The organism is Okeania sp. SIO2B3, from assembly GCF_010672525.1.
Lineage (GTDB): Bacteria > Cyanobacteriota > Cyanobacteriia > Cyanobacteriales > Microcoleaceae > Okeania.
Genome location: NZ_JAAHGH010000126.1, coordinates 1 through 18,466 on the forward strand (window position 1 = coordinate 1; position 18,466 = coordinate 18,466).

Here is an 18,466-nt window from a genome sequence, read left to right on the forward strand (position 1 = left end):
TCCACGTCCGTTTCTTGCTCCGCGTTCCCTTGCGCCTTTCGGCGGCGCGGGTTCGGTGCGCTTTTTTGTCTCCGTTAGCGTAGCTCCTCCGGAGGAGGCATGCCCAAGGAGCGACTAATATATTTATTGCTGCATTTTCATCGCGGTCGTGTTTTGCCCCACAGTTGAGACATTCCCATTCTCGCACCTGAAGGTCTAGTTTTCCACCTTTAAACCCACAACATGAGCAAGTTTGAGATGTAGGTTCCCAACGACTAATTATTCTAAAATCGCGACCGTATTTTTCTGCTTTACCCTCTAAAAATGTTCTGAATTTTCGCCATCCTAAATCAGAAATAGCTCTGGCTAATTTACGATTTTTAACTATACCAGAAACATTTAAATCCTCTAAAACAACTGTTTGGTTTTCACGAATTATTTTAGTAGATAACTTATGTAGAAAATCTGTCAAGCGTATCTTTCAGCTTGGCATGGAATTTAGCTACTCTAGCCCGTGCTTTTTCACACCTTTTAGACTCTTTAGTTTTTTTAGATAATGACTTACTTAACTTTCGATACTTCTTAATTCGTTTTTTGAGTGGTTTTGGTGCATCAATCTTTGTACCATTACTCAAGGTTGCAAATGTAGAAATACCTAAATCTATACCTACTGAATTATCACTTTGAGGCAAGATTTCAGGCATAGTTTCTACTACAAAACTCAAGAAATATCTATTAGCTGAATCTTTAATTACTGTGACGGAGCTAGGATTGCTAGCTAACTCTCTTGACCAAACAATTTTCAGCTTTCCAATCTTGGCTAAATAAACTTTATGTTGACCAATTGTCAGTATTTAAAATTTCTGGTACTGTAATGTTAGTGGGGGTAACTCGGCTATATACATGACTTTTTGTTCAACATAAGATGTACTTTATTTATAGTTAATAGAATAGTTATCAATTAATTAGCTATCAAAAAACTTCTTCATTTTCAAAAGCTCAAAAAAAATCCTGAATTTCAGGTTGTCAGTATTTAAAATTTCTGGTACTGTAATGTTAGTGGGGGTAACTCGGCTATATACATGACTTTTTGTTCAACATAAGATGTACTTTATTAATAGTTAATAGGAAAATTATTAATTATTAATAGTTCATTGACAAATTAAACTGCAATCATAATTCCTTTCCCTACTTAACTATTTGTAAAAGCTTAACCGTTATGCAATCCTGCTTTTATCGACTTTTTTAGGCTCTCTTCTGACTAAATAATATTAATTTTTTAGTATTCCAGACTATAGATAAATAAATTTACGCGATTCAAGATATGAAATCAACAATTTTATCTCCCTATACCCTATTTCCTATTCCCTGACTTTTGGAAGAAGTCTAATGAATATCAAATCTATTTAATTAGTTCTAATAAACCAAATTGTGAATGTCTAAAACTTAAATTTCTGCTGATGTAAACTTCACAAACGATAATGGTCAATTACTTCCTTAATTCTATTGGGAGCAGGAATACCTGATACCGTAATTTCTATATCCCCTGTTCCCGCGCTAGCTATTTTGATAGTACCAGTATTGAACAAACATTCCATCATACTCTGTTGAACTTGAATATTGCGGATATGAGCGTGCATTACTTCATTGGTGTATCTACTAAGTAGACCCTGTTGTAAAAATGTACGCTTATCAGTGACTATTAATGTTGTATTTTTACTTTTAATCCACCATATCAGTAAGAATATAAGTCCTATTCCAAACAATAAAATCAAACACAAATAAACAATAAATAAAAGTGGATTACTTCTCCACATACTAGGATGAACTCGGCAACTTTCTACTTCCATCTAATAACTCCTTTATAGATTGTTTTAAGTATGTACAATTAAATTTCACTCTAATTAGCCTAGTAGTACATTATTTATACTTCAGTCTTTAATTTATGAGCTATTTGAAACTCCGCTTTTCCATTAGACGTAGATCAAGAGACTCTGCTACTTTTCTTAGCTCCGCATTAACTTTTACATCATCATCAGATTTAAACTTTTCCATCTGTTTTACTGTCTCTTTTAGCAGTTTTACTAATGATGATAATTGTTTAACATTGAGATTATTTTGATGTTCATAGATTAGTTGTATTGCTTCTTTTCTGATTGTGACAAATTCTTTAGTATCCTTAATCTTATCAAGTAGATTATCTAAATCCTTAGAATCAAGAAGGTTTTGTTTTCTCAAAATTCTTTTTTTGTAAAAGTACCAAATTAAAGTAATCGCAACTGCTACAATTACTCCATAGATAGCAGACCATAGGATAGTAGACCTAAAGTTTAAAAGTTTGTACCTGTTATACTCGAAAAAATGCTGTAATGTGTCTGATAATATCTAGAAGCGATCGCTACTATTTATATATTATTATAAATTAGATTATCAGCTAGTTATCCTACAATTCAGGAGAAAACCCACTGTAACTACTAATAAAGGTAGCTTCTTTAATCACCAAACCTAACATTACAAGAATTGTGATATAGTTACTGTACTAGGTGGCGAGTGCCTATTAGAATGATTTTTGATTCAACTAAAGTAGTATTTTCTGAAGTCTATATGCAAATATCCTGGTTTGATAAACTAAAAACAATCATCAGTTATTTATTAACCACAGGAATTATTATTACCACTCTGTTTTCTCTAGGAAGTTATTGGCAAAAAGGTATCATTTTCGAGCTAATTTCTCATTTTAAAGTTCAATATTTTGTAATTAGTTTAATTTTATTGTGTTGCTTAACCATAACAGGCAAAAAAAGATTATTATTAGTAGGCATATTTTGCACAATTATTAACCTCACCCCAATTTTGCCTTGGTATATTCATAGAAATGGTATTAGCCAAGAAACTCCTAACTTGCGAATTTTAGTTTATAACCTTTATGGAGGCAGAAATTCTCAATATTCACAAGTTACCAAAATGGTAAGAAAAGAAAATCCAGATATAGCAATTTTTTTAGAACCTACTAATACCTGGTTTCAAAATCTACAAACATTATCTGATATTTTACCTAATTCAATTGCCTCTAAGTCTACCTATGGAATTCCTCCCTATGGAATTGTTGCAGTTTACAGCAAATTTCCTCTCAATGATTACTCAATAAAATTTTTTGCTCCGAACAAACCTACTATTATTACTAACTTCAACATTAATCAACAAACTATTGATTTAATAGCAACCCATCCTACTGTTCCGATATATAGAAGCACCTTTAAACAACGCAATCAAATTTTAGAAGCACTTAGTAAATATATTCAACAATTAAATCATCCAGTTATTCTTGCAGGAGATTTGAATATAACAATGTGGTCTCCTTATTATCAAAAATTAGAACAAGAAACTGGATTAAGAAATAGTCGTTTAGGTTTTGGTATTATTCCTACTTGGCCTGCAAGATTTAATAACTCTATAGTCTTGTATATTTTATCTAGATTTTTTCAAATTCCCATAGATCATTGTTTAATCAGTTCAGAAATTAAAGTTGTAAATGTTAAGACAAGAGCTAATTCCGGTTTAAATTTAGGTTCAGATCATCTTCCTTTAATTACAGATTTATTGATTAGCAAATCAGGAAATTAATAATATCATACCCAGATAATTAGTTATCAAAAAAACTATCCTTTCACTAGCGATCGCAAATCTCTTTATTATCAAAATAATATGGGTCTAAAACCCCGCCTTTTAAGGCGACATATTTTTGGAGCAAAGCTCAAATTCCCGTTACAAAAATAACTTCTGATTCTCTTGGTGCGCGTTCCCTTGCGACTAGCGTCGTCGCGGGGTCGCACCGCTTCTGACTTTTGACTTCTGACTTCGTTAACCCTACTCCCTAATCATTTATTTATTTATAAGTAGGGCTTCCTGATTAAATCTAAAAGTATTTACAGATAAAGGTTTTAGACTTTTTGGGGTGGAAAAAAGTGCCTGGTTTTCAGCTCTTCACGCTCAAAAAGGAGCGTATTTTAGGCGCATAGTTGAACAGAAAAATCACTCTTACAATTCTTACTCCTACCTTCTCGCTCATTCCCTTTTCTCCTGTCTTCCCCTCCTGGGAGGGGTTAGGGGTGGGTTGTCTCCTACCCTCACCTATAAGACTTTTTCAGCAAACCCTAGGTATTTAACCGGACATGATATAAGGTTTAGTTTTCTACTCCATTTCCAATTAATTTTTCCTACAATACATAAAAGCTTATATTCAATATCTAAATCTAAATTTTTATTGATTTCATAGCAAATTAGCATTAGTTAAACTAGAATAAAAAGCTATTAACTTACCATCTTAAGTCAGTATTGCCTCTTTCATTTTGTCTCGCTCATTTTGTATTAAATTAAGTAGCGGTCTTTGTAGATTAGTTCTTAATAACTAAGGATATGTGCCAACTAATATCACTACTTTGACAAGACTAACTAGAATCTATCTCTAGAAATCAAATAAATTTAGCTAAAAAAAATCTCAATGTTAATTTTCAAAACTAACTCAAAGAAAGTAAGTATATTTTAGTTAACCAATATCTTATGTTTTTCTTTCAGAGAAAATTTTTTACCGAAAAATTAAGGTTTAAAGCCTATCCTTTAAAGGAGAAACAAGAAAAATTTTTCCTTTGAGTCAATCCTCTTCTTTTCAAGGAGAGGTAATTATTAATTATTAATTATTAATTATTAATTGTTGAACTTAGAACCACTATCAAATTAATATTAAATAAATCAATTTTTTGACTTATAGTCTTCAATTTGTTGTGCATTAATCTCCACAGCAGATACATCAATAGTACCAGGAGGAGTTAACCTACTAAAATTACCCCCTTCAACCTTAAGTGGTTCTCCACAACTAGGACATTGAAATTGAGTCTGATTTAAAGCAGTAAATTCATAACTACAAACAGGACATTTATCTATAATTAAATTACGATTTAACCACCAACGTAATCCAATAAATGCAATTATAGGTGCAATCAATATAAAACCAATTAATATCAAAACAGAGTTAACTAACCATCCTAAACCTATAGACCCTAAAAGCCAAACAACAGCTAAAACAATTAGCCAATTACCAATACTGGCCAGTGTTAATTTAAATACTTTTGAATTGCCTTGATTCACTTCATTATCTCCTTAAATATCCATCCTTACTTATATCCTAATCACAAATTTAAAAGTTGTTTTACCCTTTCAGTAAAGGCAACCCTACCAAACACTTTTACACTTTCTTCTCGCAACCAATGACCATCACACCTCCGGTCCTCTCCCTTCAACATCTCAATACAAGCATTAGCTACTGCTTCTGGATCTCTATAAGGTACGCGCCATCCTAATTTTCCATCCTGCAAAGGGTCCGCCGATCCATCCGCATCACCCGATAAAACTGGTATTCCACAGGCCATTGCCTCTAAATACACAATACCAAACCCTTCCTGAGAAGGCATCACATAAGCATCAGCTACTTGATAATGTCTAACCAAATCTTCTGTAGGCACAAACCCAGCAAATATCACTTGTTTCTCCACCCCTAAATCTTCAGCTAACTTAGCTAACCGGGGTTGGTCATCTCCTCTTCCAATAACTAAATACTTTACTTCTGGGAATATTTGTAGTATTCTAGGAAGAGCACGAATTGTAACATCAACACCTTTATAGGGGTCTCCTGACCAAAGTCTAGCGACAGTCATTAATACCTTTGCCCCTTCCAGGTTGTAACGCTCAATCAAATCTTTTGGTTTAGGCTGAGGAATAAAAATATTCTCATCTACCATACAAGGTAACAACTGAAACTTTTCTTGTTCTAGATAATTATTTTCACAACAGCGATCGCGACTATAACGACTAATAGTTAAAATACGAGCTGCTTGTTTTAATGCCTGTTGATATTTATTTGGTAGTGGTTCCCACACTTCTTTACCATAAGTGAAAATTGTGTAGGGAATGCCGAGAGGTACACACAAAATTTGAACTAATGGAGCTAAATTAATATGACCACAAAAAACTTGTTGAGGTTGTTTTGTCAGTAAACACCATAACAATGTTGTTGCTAACCTAAAACGCCCTAACCAAATAGGCTGAGTTTTTAAATAATAGAAATTTATACTCTTAGACTGATAGGGATTTTCACATTCTAGTCCATCTCTAAGTAATAATATATCAGTATCTAGAACTGAATCAGAAGCATTTGTAGAATTTGTTAAGTCTTGGTAAGCCTGGAAAATATCTCTAACATAAGATTGAATGCCACCTTCACGAGATAAAATTTCCAGAAAAACAAATGTATTTCCTTTTTTTTCATTAACCTTGTTAGCCAAATTAATCTCCAAATTATGATTTATATTTTTTATTTCCAAGCACCTCTAGATACTATTTATAGCAAAGCGTAGTAAAAGCTAGTTATATTGAACTTTTAATCAGGGATTATGAATATAAATTATAATTTATCTGACTTTTAGTAATTATATTACAATTACAACTCAAAAAAAGGCGTTTCACAGTAATTAACCTATGACAGTTGCCAGTAATAAGATTTTTGCTAAATATCCTAAATATTTTGAGAACTATAGCACTACAAGAATTGGTTAGGACATTTTTCAATCTTAAAACCCTTTTACAGTTTGCTATTCCCTGTTCCCTATTCTCTAACGAATAGCGTATAAAAACGAAAAATTAAGCTTTTCAAACAGAATTTTACTTAGGGTTTGCTGAAAAAGTCTTATGGTGATGGTAGGCAACAGCTCCGAAAGGCAACAGGCAACAGTTTAGACTATCTGCTACGGCCAAATTTTTGGCATTTTCAGGTAAAAATATTAGCTTTTTGATACTAATTGAGCCAAAAACTATGTACTTTTTCAATACCTAAAAAGGCTAAAACCTTTATCTGGTAATTATTTTATCTTTAATCAGCAAGCCCTACTTAAATAAATAAACCTGTTAAAAATAGTGGGATAGATTCATTAATGATTTGATATTTTTGATTGAATTTGATTTTGGATTTGACAATTACTCGAATGATTAATATTAGGTTTTTTTAGTCAAAATCTCAACCTATTTTTGGTAGTATCATTCCACAATTTGCAACCCCCAAAAAAATTTTACACCCTTTGAAAATTCACACAAGCACACAACTACAAATGTACTCATCAAGAAAATAAACAAAGGGTGTAAAATATTATTTTAGAAGTCCTATTTTATAACTCCCAATCTTAGAATAGACCAAAAGTCAAGGATTTCTCAATTGGTAAAGTAGCACCAATACCCAACCACAGAGTTACTGCTGTACCAAACAGGAATACAGCAGTAGCTACTGGACGACGGAAAGGGTTTTGGAACTTGTTCACACTTTCAATGAAAGGAACCAACATTAATCCCAGAGGAATAGAAGCCATTGCTACAATACCCAACAATTTATTAGGTACAGTACGCAAGATTTGAAACACTGGCCAGAAGTACCATTCAGGCAGAATTTCTAGAGGTGTAGCAAATGGGTCTGCTGGTTCGCCAACCATAGCAGGATCTAGTACCGCTAGACCTACACACAAAGCAAAAGTACCAACAATTACGACTGGAAAGATATAGAGTAAGTCATTAGGCCAAGCAGGTTCACCATAATAATTGTGACCCATACCTTTAGCCAACTTAGCTCTTAATTGAGGATCGCTCAGATCCGGCTTTTTTAAAGTGGACATATTTTTTATTCTCCGTAATCACCGAGAGCTAGTATTTGATTATTTTTGACACTCTCACCACTAAATCAAATATTATAGTGGGAGATTCTTGCCTTATAGCTTAACTTACAAAGGTCCAGAGATACCTTGCTTACGAATCATCAAGAAATGCAATAGCATAAATACTGCAATTAGCCAAGGTAGTACAAAAGTATGAAGACTGTAGAAGCGAGTTAGAGTTGCTTGACCAACACTTGTACTACCACGCATTAGTTCTACAATAAATGGACCAACAAATGGAATTGCATCAGGTACACCAGAAACAATTTTCACAGCCCAATAACCAATTTGGTCCCAAGGTAGAGAATAACCTGTAACACCAAAACTAACAGTAATTACAGCCATAACTACACCTGTTACCCAAGTAAGTTCGCGGGGTTTCTTGAAACCGCCTGTGAGATAAACTCGGAAAACATGAAGAATCATCATCAGCACCATCATACTGGCGGACCAACGATGGATAGAACGAATTAGCCAACCGAAGTTAACCTCAGTCATAATATATTGAACTGATGCTAGTGCTTCTGTTACTGTTGGCTTGTAGTAAAAAGTCATAGCAAACCCAGTAGCAAACTGGATGAGGAAGCAAACCAAAGTAATGCCACCCAAGCAATAAAAAATATTTACATGGGGTGGAACATATTTGCTAGAAATATCGTCAGATATCGCTTGAATTTCTAAGCGCTCATCGAACCACTTATAAGCTGGTGAATCAGTTACCTGTTTTGTGAACATGAAGCCAAAAATCCTAGATGAATATTGCTGTGTTTTAATCGATGGTTTTGGGTAGTTAGACTAAAGTATACTTACCTAAAACCTTTAACCAGCAATACAAAATATAATACCAACTGGTAAAGGAATCTAGAGACAAGTCTACTTTAACTTTAATAAATAAATCTTCATTATTCTCTACCCTCCAGTTATAAAATTTAACATAACTTGTGGATAAATTTCATCCAGGTATTAGCTATCCAGGTATCAGCTTTTATGAAGTTTGAGGTATTCAGTATTTTTCATTTATACTATAGATTTTACTCAATAATCCTATAAGGCAAATAAGTTATTGTATCTATGAAAAACAGATTTATCCGAGTTATATTTCTCTTAATATTACCAGTGATTCTGAGTTGTGGATTTTGGACATCATCTGCATCAGCATTAACAGAGGAACAGAGTTTATTGGGCGAAGCTTGGCGAATAGTTAACTTGGCTTATGTTGATGATTCTTTCAATCATCAGAATTGGTGGTTTGTACGTCAAAAATTGATTAAGAAACCCTTAAAAAACAGAGACGATACCTATAATGCCATTCAGGAAATGTTGGCCAGTCTGGAAGACCCCTTCACCAGACTTCTCAAACCAGAACAATACAATAATTTGCAGGTTAATACCTCTGGAGAATTAACAGGAGTAGGTTTACAAATTGCTTTGGACCCTCAAACAGGAGAATTAATAGTCATATCTCCCCTGGAGGGTTCTCCTGCTGAAGCTGCTGGTATTCAACCTCGCGATCGCGTGCTCAAAATTGATGGCCAACTAACTTCAGGATTTACTTTGGATGAAGCTGCAAATAGAATGCGAGGTCCTGTTGGTTCTTCTGTGGTATTGACAATTTTGACAGAAAACAAAGACCAACCTGAAGACATCACACTAATTAGGGATACTATTGAAATTAACCCAGTCTATGCTGAATTAAAGTCTAGCCCGGAAACAGGAAAAATTGGTTATATTCGTCTGAGTCAATTTAATGCTAATGCGGCGGCAGAAGTAACTCAGGCAGTAGAAAGTTTTGAACAACAAGGGGCAATTGGTTATGTGCTTGATTTACGCAATAATCCAGGTGGACTATTACAAGCTGGCATAGAAATTGCTCGTCTATGGTTGGATGATGGTACTATTGTTTACACGGTCAACAGACAAAGATTTCTTGGTAGTTTTGATGCTGAGGGACTGGCCATAACTGATTCTCCGTTAGTGGTATTAACTAATCAGGGAACTGCTAGTGCCAGTGAAATTCTTGCAGGTGCTCTTCAGGATAATGGCCGTGCTTTGTTAGTGGGTGAAAGAACTTTTGGCAAAGGGTTAATTCAGTCTTTGTTTGATTTGTCTGATGGTTCGGGATTGGCCGTGACAGTGGCCAAGTATGAAACACCAAACCATACAGATATCAATAAACAGGGAATTATGCCTGATATTGTGGTGGAACAAGACCCCATTTTGCCTTACCAAATTACTACAGAAGCTGACAAACAATATCAAGCTGCAGTGGAACTTCTGACATCTGAAATTGCATTAGCAAATGCAGCCTAGTGATTTTTTATCTATACTTCATTGGGGTCATTTCAGTTATCAGTTAGCCTCATAAGGTCGGAACTGCGTTAACAGTACCTATCCTCTTGCAATAAGGAGGCTTGACATTAGGAATATTCTCTTTTTTTATCCCCTTAAAAGGGGAGGCTTTATATCAGAATTTTTCGGTAAAGATTCAGGAGTTGTGTTTCTACGTAATATTCATAATTATTCAATGAATCTGAAATTTCTGCACAAATTATTAAGTAGAGTATCCCTAATACAAAACCCTAAATATTATAACTTTAATATTCAGAAATCTTTGTTTTCTCAGACTATTTTGAATACTCTTTTAGTAGTGGTTAACGGCTGTTAATCCCTACAAATGGTGTATAATTTCATATTTTGCGTAAATCATGTAGACTACAAAATTATTTTTGGGTACAAAGTAGACTAGGGGGAAAGTTCACAAGGAAGCAGAAATACATTCAAACTCATATCTATGCTTTTTTCTCCCTTGTCCTGCTTGTCTCCCTCCTAATAACAACTACTTACTACTGTTTCAAGGAGAGCTAATAGATTCTGAATTTGGTTTAATACCATTATCTTCTAGCCAAATTATCGGTATTTGATGAGGGTCTACTCGGTTGCTTTGTTCTTGCATAATACTTTTGGCTTGACTAGGATCGAAATAACGACTAAAATCTGCTTTCTCTTGATTAAGTCTTTCTGTTGTAGCTTCAATTTCAGATTCAATGACTTGTAGCTTTTCTTGAATAGATTGGTAATAAGGCCACAATTTTAAGAAAGCTGATGTTACACAAACAGAAATTATAATATTAGTAAATAATTTGAGTGTGGTTTCAATTGTTATTCCTAGATAGGTAGATTTGATTCTTTTGGAAAAAATTCGAGGTTTTACTTGAGTAGGACTGTTGTGAGAAACTGGTGAAAATGTTACAGGTTTAGTAGCTTGCATAATTTTTTGAGGGTAGCTTCATCAATTAGAAGATTTTTCTATTTAGATATTAATCTATCAATGGAGTCTACCTAAAAATTGTGATCTAAATCCTCCCCTTTTAAGCTATCCGTTATCAGGAACTCCTGAAAACCTTGTGTGTAGTAGGGGAGTAGGGGAGTAGGGGAGTAGGGAGCGGGGGAGAAGGGAGAAAGAATAATAGTAGATCGGAAAAACTACTTAAGTTATCAAAAAAAAATATACTTTTTAATACACTTTTTCTCTGGCAAAAATCTTTGAAAGGCTAGTACATAACTTGTCTATAATGTCTACGTTTTATGTGAAGAAAGATGTTTGTAAAGCATAGCCTTTTAAGGGGATAAAAAAAGAGAATATTCCTGATGTCAAACCTTCTTATTGCAGAATTCCTGATAACTGATAACTGATAACTGATAACTGATAACTGATAACTGAAATAACCTTTGGTTTTCACAGCAAAGACATTTTTTGAAGATTCCTATTCCAGAAAAAATCTGCCCCCACAGTTTTTATATACTAACTTCTCAATCATACTTATGTTTTGCTAAAGAGCAAAAATTCTACTGTATCTTGAGAAACAACTGTGAGGACAAATTTAGATTTTGATAATTGACCGAGATTTTATTTGTAAAGCTCAGTTGAGAGTCGGAATGCTAAGATTCCTGGGATGAGAGCAATTACTAGAGCAACTAATACTTGAGTATCAGATAGAGGCATAGTTCAAAACTCCTAATGTTTGTATTTGTAGTTTGCAGTTAATTTTCCATATTTTACCCGTAATTGGCAAATTCACAACTTGAAACAAATACTAATTTTTCTTCCTCTTCTACACTACCCGTTTGATATACTTAGCTGTGGGGTTTGCTATTGTCTTAAACATCTCGTAAAATTCTTAATATAACTCAATATAAGTTAACAAAAAAAAATTATTTTCAAGAATATAGAATTAGTTAAACTACTATTAATATTTTAAGTTTTTAAGCATTTAGACTATATATCCCAATTTTAGGAAGAGGGAACAGGGAACAAGGAACAGAGAATATAAAATTTCAATGCGTTTTAGCTGATAGACATCCTAATGTGAAATACGTTAATGTTTAGTACCAAAAATTGATAGGTAGATGGGGAGATTCGTATATTTGCACAATACAGTTTTTTGTATTTCATATAGAACAAATTTGAGAGCTATCTATTGGTGTAGTAAACATCAGGATATAGTCAATATGGGAATATTTTTCTATCTTTTTCCCTGTTATATTTCTCGAACTCCTGAATTCAGCAACTCAGCCATTCTAACTCCTCTGTCAAAAACACACACCGTTGATAAAGATACCATCAGGGTTCTATAAATAGGTAATTAACAGTAAAGATATATAAAAGATAGTTAGACTAAGTTTGTAAGCATTCAGCAGTCAGCTATCAGCTAGCCTCCTATGGTCGGAACTGCGGACTTCAGCTTTATTACCTTTACAAATAGAAAAAAGCAATTTTATCAAAGTTTCAGAGTACGAATATCTGGTTGAGAATGCAGTAGAAATTAAATGAATGTTTGCTTCATTCATTAGACATCTCCAATAATAAAAAATCAAATCAATTATCGCAAAGCAATTATCAATTCTTCCCCTCCTGGGAGGGGGAGGGGCGAGGGGTGGGTTCCCTACTCCCTCATTTGGTGGAGATGTCTATTAAAAAGCTGTTTGCGCAGCATGACAAACGGAATAGCTGACCGCTAATAGCTGTTTGCGCAGCAGTCCGCAGGAAATGCTTACCTAAGTTTTAAGTAACTGTGCAAAATTAATTTAACATTTATAGGAAGTAGAGAATATATTTGTATGCTTTAGTAGTAGATATAAAAATAAATTTTCCTTCCTATTTAACCTGAACATCAAATATGTAGCAGAAGGAAGAAGGAATAAGGAAAAATCTGGCTTTGTCTGAGTTTTAAGCTTTTTATATGTCAAATGCAGTAATGGCAACTGCTATACAATTAATTTTGCTTGACTTTATATATATTTTCTCAGACTAACGTTTATTCATAGCCTATTTAAAGTCGCTATATTCGCGAGAGTTATTAACCAAATAATAGCTGATTCAGAATAGTTAATAATTGATATTTTAAGTTTTGCTATATTTATAAAGCAGAGGAATTTTTTCAAACAAATACTTCTGCTATATTGAACAGATAAAGTTAAAATTTATTGATTCTAAATATTATATGGTCTTGACAAAGTTAGCTCCCTGATTTAGAGAGCTAACTAACAAAAATTCTAGATCAGAAAAATCTTCTCTATCTTGTTTATTCAACAATCCACTTAGTCAGAGTTGGCTCCCATGTGGCTAATTCTTCCTCTTTAAACCAGAGACTAATTTCCCTTTGAGCAGTCTCAATTGCGTCAGAGCCATGTATCAAGTTACGGCCAATACTAATTCCATAATCACCTCTAATTGTACCAGGCTCAGAGTTTAGAGGATTAGTTGCCCCAATAATTTTTCTCGCGGACGCAACAACTCCTTCACCTTCCCAAACCATTGCTACTATTGGGCTAGAGATAATAAATTCTACTAATCCATTAAAAAACGGTTTTTCCCGGTGAACATCATAATGCTGTTCAGCTAGCTCACGACTGACCATCATCATTTTTAGACCTACTAGAGTAAAACCTTTTTTTTCAAAGCGACCAATAATCTCGGCGACAAGTCCTCTTTGGACCCCATCGGGTTTAATAGCTATGAAGCTGCGTTCCAAACTGATACTCCTCAAAAATTTTCTGAATACACAATACAGATTAACCTGATTTGACACTCTGCCCTAAATATTTGCGTGGCAAAAAAATTTATGAAGCTTTTCGCTAAGAATCAATATTTAATCTTCGACTAGGGCACTTATGTACTTATAGCGGTCGAAGGGAAGGTTAGGACATATCAAAAGCTTAAAACTCAGACAATGTAAGATTTTTACTTCTTCCTTCTTCCTTCTTCCTTCTTCCTTCTGCTTTTTATAGACTAAACACTACATATAGTATAGTGCTATAGTTTTTGGCTACTATATCTAGCGCTAATACTTAATTATCCGAATTTACCAGTAATTAAGTTACAATTATTCCAATCTTAGTATATTAAAAGTAAAACACATCATGGATTTACAGTCAACTATAAATCAAAATACTTCTGATATTTCAAACAACACATCATTAACTAATACTTCTACTTCTAAAACAGAAATTGATCGGATAAACCCTCAACAAAAAAAAGTATGGACTATTGAAGATAGTGAGAAATTATATAGAATTCAAGGATGGGGTAATCCCTATTTTTCAATTAATTCTGCTGGTCATATTACAGTTTCTCCTAAAGGCGATCTAGGAGGTTCAATAGACCTATTTGACCTGATTGAATCTATTAAACAAAGAAATATAGGATTACCTTTAATTATTAGATTTTCCGATATCCTTGAAGATAGAATTGAACGTTTAAATGCTTGTTTTTCTAAGGCGATCGCTCGTTATAAATATCAAAATATTTATCGTGGTGTATTTCCAGTAAAATGTAATCAAAATCGTCAATTAGTAGAAGAAATTGTTGAATTTGGTAAGCCTCATAAATTTGGTTTAGAAGCAGGTTCAAAACCTGAATTGTTAATTGCGATCGCGACTTTAAATACTCCTGATTCACTGATAATTTGTAATGGTTATAAAGACCGAGAATATATTGAGACAGCAATGCTAGCTCAAGGGTTAGGAAAGAAAGCAATAGTTGTGATTGAACAGTTAGAAGAAGTACAGTTAGTAATAGAAGCTAGTCGAAAACTAAATATTAAACCAGTAGTAGGAGTTAGAGTAAAACTTAGTACTAAAGGTATCGGTCGTTGGGCAGGAACTACAGGAGATCGCGCAAAATTTGGTCTTGGTATTCCAGAAATAATTCAAGTTGTTAATCAGTTAAAAAATGCAGATATTTTAGATTCTTTGCAGCTCTTGCATTTTCATATTGGTTCTCAAATTTCTTCAATTAGTGTAATTAAGGATGCTATTAGAGAAGCCAGTCAAATTTATGTAGAATTAGCTCAACTAGGAGCTAATATGAAATACTTAGATGTTGGTGGTGGTTTGGCTGTTGATTATGATGGCTCGAAAAGTAAGTTTTATGCTTCCAAAAACTATGATATGCAGAACTATGCTAATGATATTGTGGCAGAAGTTAAAGAAGCTTGTGAAGAGAAAAATATATTACCACCAATATTAGTTAGTGAAAGTGGCAGAGCTGTTGCATCTCATCAATCAGTTCTGATTTTTGATGTTTTAGGAGTTAGTCAAGTTCCAAAAGAAGAACCTGAAGTTGTTGAAAAAGACGAGCATTTAATTCTACAAAACCTCTACGAAACTTATCAATCTATTAACAAAAATAATTACCAGGAAGCATATCACGACGCAATTCAATTCAAAGAAGAATCTATAAGTCTATTTAATTTTGGATATCTTAGTATTAGCGACCGCGCCAAAGTAGAACAACTATATTGGGGATGTTTTCGGAAAATTCAAGAGATATTAAAAGGTTCTGAATATATTCCAGATGATTTAGAAGAACTAGAAAAAATCATGGCATCTATTTATTACATTAATCTTTCTGTTTTTCAATCTGCTCCTGATAGTTGGGCGATTAATCAATTATTTCCAATTATGCCTATTCACAGGTTAGATGAAGAACCTACAGAAAGAGCTATATTAGCGGACCTTACCTGTGATAGTGATGGAAAAATTGAGCAATTTATCGATCTACGAGATGTCAAGTCATTATTAGAATTACATCCTCTTCAAAGTCAACTTAGCGATAAATCTTCTCAAGAATTCGCCAGTAAAACATTAGAAAATTCACCAAAAGAAATTGCTTCTAATTTTCAACCTTACTATCTAGCAATGTTTCTTGGAGGTGCTTATCAAGAAATAATGGGTAATCTACATAACCTATTTGGTGATGTTAATGTTTTGCATATTAAATTAACCCCTTCAGGTTACAAAATCGAACACGTTGTTAAAGGTGACACAATGACAGAAGTATTAAATTATGTTCAGTATAATTCTGATGGTTTAGTAGAAAGTATTCGTCGTCAAACAGAGCAAGCTTTACAAGAAGAAAAAATTACTATTAAAGAGTCGCGAATGCTGCTGCAAAATTATGAGAATAGTCTCAGCAGTTACACTTATCTAATATAAGAGATTATTAGGATTGGAAAGACTACTAAAAGGAATTAAAAAGCAAGAAGGAAGAAGTTATACCATGTAAGGTTGAATACTTAGGGTTTGCGTATGGAAAGTCTTTTTGTTGGGGTAGGAGACAGGAGACAGGAGACAGGAGAAATGGCTTGGGAGCGAGGAGCTAGGAGTAAGAATTGTCTCTCAATTTTTCTGCCATAATCATCCCAAAATACTAACTTTTTGAGCCTTTTCCACCAAAAAGCTGGTACTTTTTTCAATTATAAAACGCTCAAACCAATATCAGTCAATACTGTTAGAATTAATCAGCAAACCCTACTTATAAATAAAGATTAAGGAGTCAGGAGTCTGGAGTCAAGAGTAAGGAGGAAAGAATCAGCAAGAGGAGAAGAAAAATTTTTGTTAGCGCTATTAAACGGACATGATATTAAGAGTAAATTTCAGACAATCACTTCACATAATTCAAAAGTCAAAAAAAAGTTAATCAACCTTTTTCCCTCTTCCTTCAATTTCAACCCTATGAACTAATATCAAATCGGGTGCATCTCAATTTTGAATAAAGCCAAAAATTTATCGCTTTTAGGGAACAGGGAATAGGGAATAGGGAATAGAGAATATATAGAAAAAAAGTATTTTTATAAATATGAGATGCACCCATCAAATCCCCTAAAATTGATATAATTCAGCATTTAGTAACAATAGTTAATACAGTAGGAGTAAAATATCTTTTATCCATACTAACTTTAGGAATTATACTACTCATAAACTAATGTATAGCAATTCCCAAGAAGCGTGAGGTACAAAATTCTTTTATTGCGCGGAAGTAGGGAGTAGGGAGTAGTAATTTGGATGTTTTAGGAAATAGAAAATCAGAAAAAAACTGTACCTCAGTAACTTGAGAAACGCTATATTTGATATATAACAGTCGAAGGAAAAGTCAAGAGCGTGAGGTACAAAATTCTTTTATTGCGCGGAAGTAGGGAGTAGGGAGTAGTAATTTGGATGTTTTAGGAAATAGAAAATCAGAAAAAAACTGTACCTCAGTAACTTGAGAAACGCTATATTTGATATATAACAGTCGAAGGAAAAGTCAAGATATATCAAAAACTTTAAACTCAGACAACGCCAAATTTTTCATTCTTCCTTCTTCCTTCTTCCTTCTTCCTTCTTCCTTCTGTTATTAGCATTGATATAATTCAGCATTTAGTAATAAGAGTTAATCCAGTAGGAGTAAAATATCTTTTATCCATACTAACTTTAGGAATTATACTACTCAGAAACTAACATATTTGATATTCGACACTCTCCACGTTAAATAAAAGAGACTATAATGGGAGTCCTCTATCAACATTTATGATAGCAGTGGAAGGAAAGGTTAGGAGATATCAAAAACTTCAAACTCAGACAACGCCAAATTTTTCATTCTTCCTTCTTCCTTCTTCCTTCTTCCTTCTGCTATAAACTATATAAAATTGAATGAAGTAACTTACTTATTTTTGTTGACCATAATAAACAGTAGGTTAACCGTTTAGCTCACTATTATCTCTTCTAATAAAACTTTTGAAAATTAGGTTTTTAATTGTTTTCACCCTTTGAATATCTTAGAAATTGCCACTTCTTTCTGATAATCCTGTAGTGACTTTACTGATACAATACTCCAAAAACTGTGGTTATGCCACCAGGAGAATATTGCTCGTAAACTATTGTGGATATAAACTATATTCTGGTAATTTCTAAAGTTTAAAATCAACAAGTTAATAACTCTTGTTTCCTAAAATTATCATCTATAGAAGAGGTGACACACAGTCAAAAAAATTATCAACCATTCCTTCTTAATTAGGGTTTGCTGATTAAATCTAAAAGCATTACATATATAGACTTTAGCCTTTTTAGGGTAGAATTTCAGTACCTGGTTTTCAGCTCTTCACGCTCAAATTTGAACGTATTTTAGGCGCATAGTTGGGCAGAAAAATCACTCTTACAAAACGCCCGCTCCTACCTCTTCGCTCATTCCTATTTCTCCTGTCTTCCCCTCCACCGGAGGGGTTAGGGGCGAGGGGTGGGTTGTCTCCAGTATAGCTGTCTCCTACAAAGAGCAAAAAGACTTTCCATACGCAAACCCTAATTACAAATTAACCGTAAGCATTCAGTATTAAGCATTCAGCATTTCCTACAGAATGCTGCGCAAACAGATACATGAACATATTCAAGAAATTACTAAGGTTAGCTGAAGACATTTT

The 18,466-nt window shown here is 33.7% G+C and carries 14 protein-coding genes; 3 read left to right on the forward strand and 11 right to left on the reverse strand.

Annotated elements, in window-relative coordinates; translation table 11 throughout:
• The 4 genes from F6K15_RS38850 to F6K15_RS33745 all read right to left on the reverse strand — a co-directional run.
• Positions 1 to 451: RNA-guided endonuclease TnpB family protein (locus F6K15_RS38850; RefSeq protein ID WP_363269277.1), on the reverse strand; the 451-nt coding region annotated here is incomplete at its 3' end.
• The gene (locus tag F6K15_RS38855; protein ID WP_363269279.1) at positions 432 to 683 is read right to left on the reverse strand and encodes a transposase; all 252 of its coding nucleotides are present in this window, start codon (positions 681 to 683) and stop codon (positions 432 to 434) included. The genes F6K15_RS38855 and F6K15_RS38850, both read right to left, overlap by 20 nt.
• A 765-nt stretch (positions 684 to 1,448) precedes the next feature.
• Entirely contained in the window at positions 1,449 to 1,829 is a 381-nt protein-coding gene (locus F6K15_RS33740; protein WP_293069844.1) for a PH domain-containing protein, read from the reverse strand.
• Between the two features lie 100 nt (positions 1,830 to 1,929).
• Complete coding sequence (locus F6K15_RS33745) at positions 1,930 to 2,217, reverse strand: hypothetical protein (RefSeq protein ID WP_293069846.1); 288 nt, start codon at positions 2,215 to 2,217, stop codon at positions 1,930 to 1,932.
• A gap of 324 nt (positions 2,218 to 2,541) precedes the next feature.
• Between F6K15_RS33745 and F6K15_RS33750 the strand changes: the two genes are divergently transcribed.
• On the forward strand, positions 2,542 to 3,603 hold the full coding sequence (locus tag F6K15_RS33750) for an endonuclease/exonuclease/phosphatase family protein (protein ID WP_293069848.1): 1,062 nt from the start codon (positions 2,542 to 2,544) through the stop codon (positions 3,601 to 3,603).
• A gap of 1,125 nt (positions 3,604 to 4,728) precedes the next feature.
• Here F6K15_RS33750 and F6K15_RS33755 read toward each other — a convergent pair.
• From F6K15_RS33755 to petB, 4 genes are all read right to left on the reverse strand, one after another.
• Complete coding sequence (locus F6K15_RS33755; RefSeq protein WP_293069849.1) at positions 4,729 to 5,124, reverse strand: hypothetical protein; 396 nt, start codon at positions 5,122 to 5,124, stop codon at positions 4,729 to 4,731.
• Positions 5,125 to 5,165: 41 nt separating this feature from the next.
• Entirely contained in the window at positions 5,166 to 6,317 is a 1,152-nt protein-coding gene (locus F6K15_RS33760) for a glycosyltransferase family 4 protein (RefSeq protein ID WP_293069850.1), read from the reverse strand.
• A gap of 891 nt (positions 6,318 to 7,208) precedes the next feature.
• Complete coding sequence (gene petD / locus F6K15_RS33765) at positions 7,209 to 7,691, reverse strand: cytochrome b6-f complex subunit IV (protein ID WP_124145046.1); 483 nt, start codon at positions 7,689 to 7,691, stop codon at positions 7,209 to 7,211.
• Positions 7,692 to 7,796: 105 nt separating this feature from the next.
• A complete protein-coding gene (petB, locus tag F6K15_RS33770; protein WP_094671387.1) occupies positions 7,797 to 8,465 on the reverse strand; it encodes a cytochrome b6 in 669 nt (222 codons plus the stop codon).
• Positions 8,466 to 8,801: 336 nt separating this feature from the next.
• Between petB and ctpA the strand changes: the two genes are divergently transcribed.
• A complete protein-coding gene (ctpA, locus tag F6K15_RS33775; protein WP_293069857.1) occupies positions 8,802 to 10,040 on the forward strand; it encodes a carboxyl-terminal processing protease CtpA in 1,239 nt (412 codons plus the stop codon).
• A 541-nt stretch (positions 10,041 to 10,581) separates the two neighbouring features.
• On the opposite strand, the gene F6K15_RS33780 is transcribed toward ctpA, so the two are convergent.
• The 3 genes from F6K15_RS33780 to ndk form a co-directional block, all read right to left on the reverse strand.
• A complete protein-coding gene (locus F6K15_RS33780) occupies positions 10,582 to 10,998 on the reverse strand; it encodes a hypothetical protein (RefSeq protein WP_293069859.1) in 417 nt (138 codons plus the stop codon).
• A 639-nt stretch (positions 10,999 to 11,637) separates the two neighbouring features.
• A complete protein-coding gene (gene psaM, locus F6K15_RS33785; protein WP_071525264.1) occupies positions 11,638 to 11,733 on the reverse strand; it encodes a photosystem I reaction center subunit XII in 96 nt (31 codons plus the stop codon).
• A 1,579-nt stretch (positions 11,734 to 13,312) separates the two neighbouring features.
• Positions 13,313 to 13,762 carry a nucleoside-diphosphate kinase gene (ndk, locus tag F6K15_RS33790; RefSeq protein WP_293069865.1) on the reverse strand — a complete coding sequence of 150 codons (450 nt, stop codon included), beginning with the start codon at positions 13,760 to 13,762 and terminating at the stop codon, positions 13,313 to 13,315.
• Between the two features lie 388 nt (positions 13,763 to 14,150).
• Here ndk and speA point away from each other — a divergent pair, with 388 nt between their 5' ends.
• Positions 14,151 to 16,226 (forward strand): biosynthetic arginine decarboxylase, encoded by a 2,076-nt coding sequence (gene speA / locus F6K15_RS33795; RefSeq protein ID WP_293069867.1) that lies wholly within the window; start codon positions 14,151 to 14,153, stop codon positions 16,224 to 16,226.
• Positions 16,227 to 18,466: the final 2,240 nt, after the last annotated feature.

Coding starts and splice junctions, on each gene's coding strand:
- F6K15_RS38855 (WP_363269279.1), bottom strand. CDS start 683: ATGCCTGAAATCTTGCCTCAAAGTGATAATTCAGTAGGTATAGATTTA.
- F6K15_RS33740 (WP_293069844.1), bottom strand. CDS start 1,829: ATGGAAGTAGAAAGTTGCCGAGTTCATCCTAGTATGTGGAGAAGTAAT.
- F6K15_RS33750 (WP_293069848.1), top strand. CDS start 2,542: ATGATTTTTGATTCAACTAAAGTAGTATTTTCTGAAGTCTATATGCAA.
- petD (WP_124145046.1), bottom strand. CDS start 7,691: ATGTCCACTTTAAAAAAGCCGGATCTGAGCGATCCTCAATTAAGAGCT.
- petB (WP_094671387.1), bottom strand. CDS start 8,465: ATGTTCACAAAACAGGTAACTGATTCACCAGCTTATAAGTGGTTCGAT.
- ctpA (WP_293069857.1), top strand. CDS start 8,802: ATGAAAAACAGATTTATCCGAGTTATATTTCTCTTAATATTACCAGTG.
- F6K15_RS33780 (WP_293069859.1), bottom strand. CDS start 10,998: ATGCAAGCTACTAAACCTGTAACATTTTCACCAGTTTCTCACAACAGT.
- psaM (WP_071525264.1), bottom strand. CDS start 11,733: ATGCCTCTATCTGATACTCAAGTATTAGTTGCTCTAGTAATTGCTCTC.
- speA (WP_293069867.1), top strand. CDS start 14,151: ATGGATTTACAGTCAACTATAAATCAAAATACTTCTGATATTTCAAAC.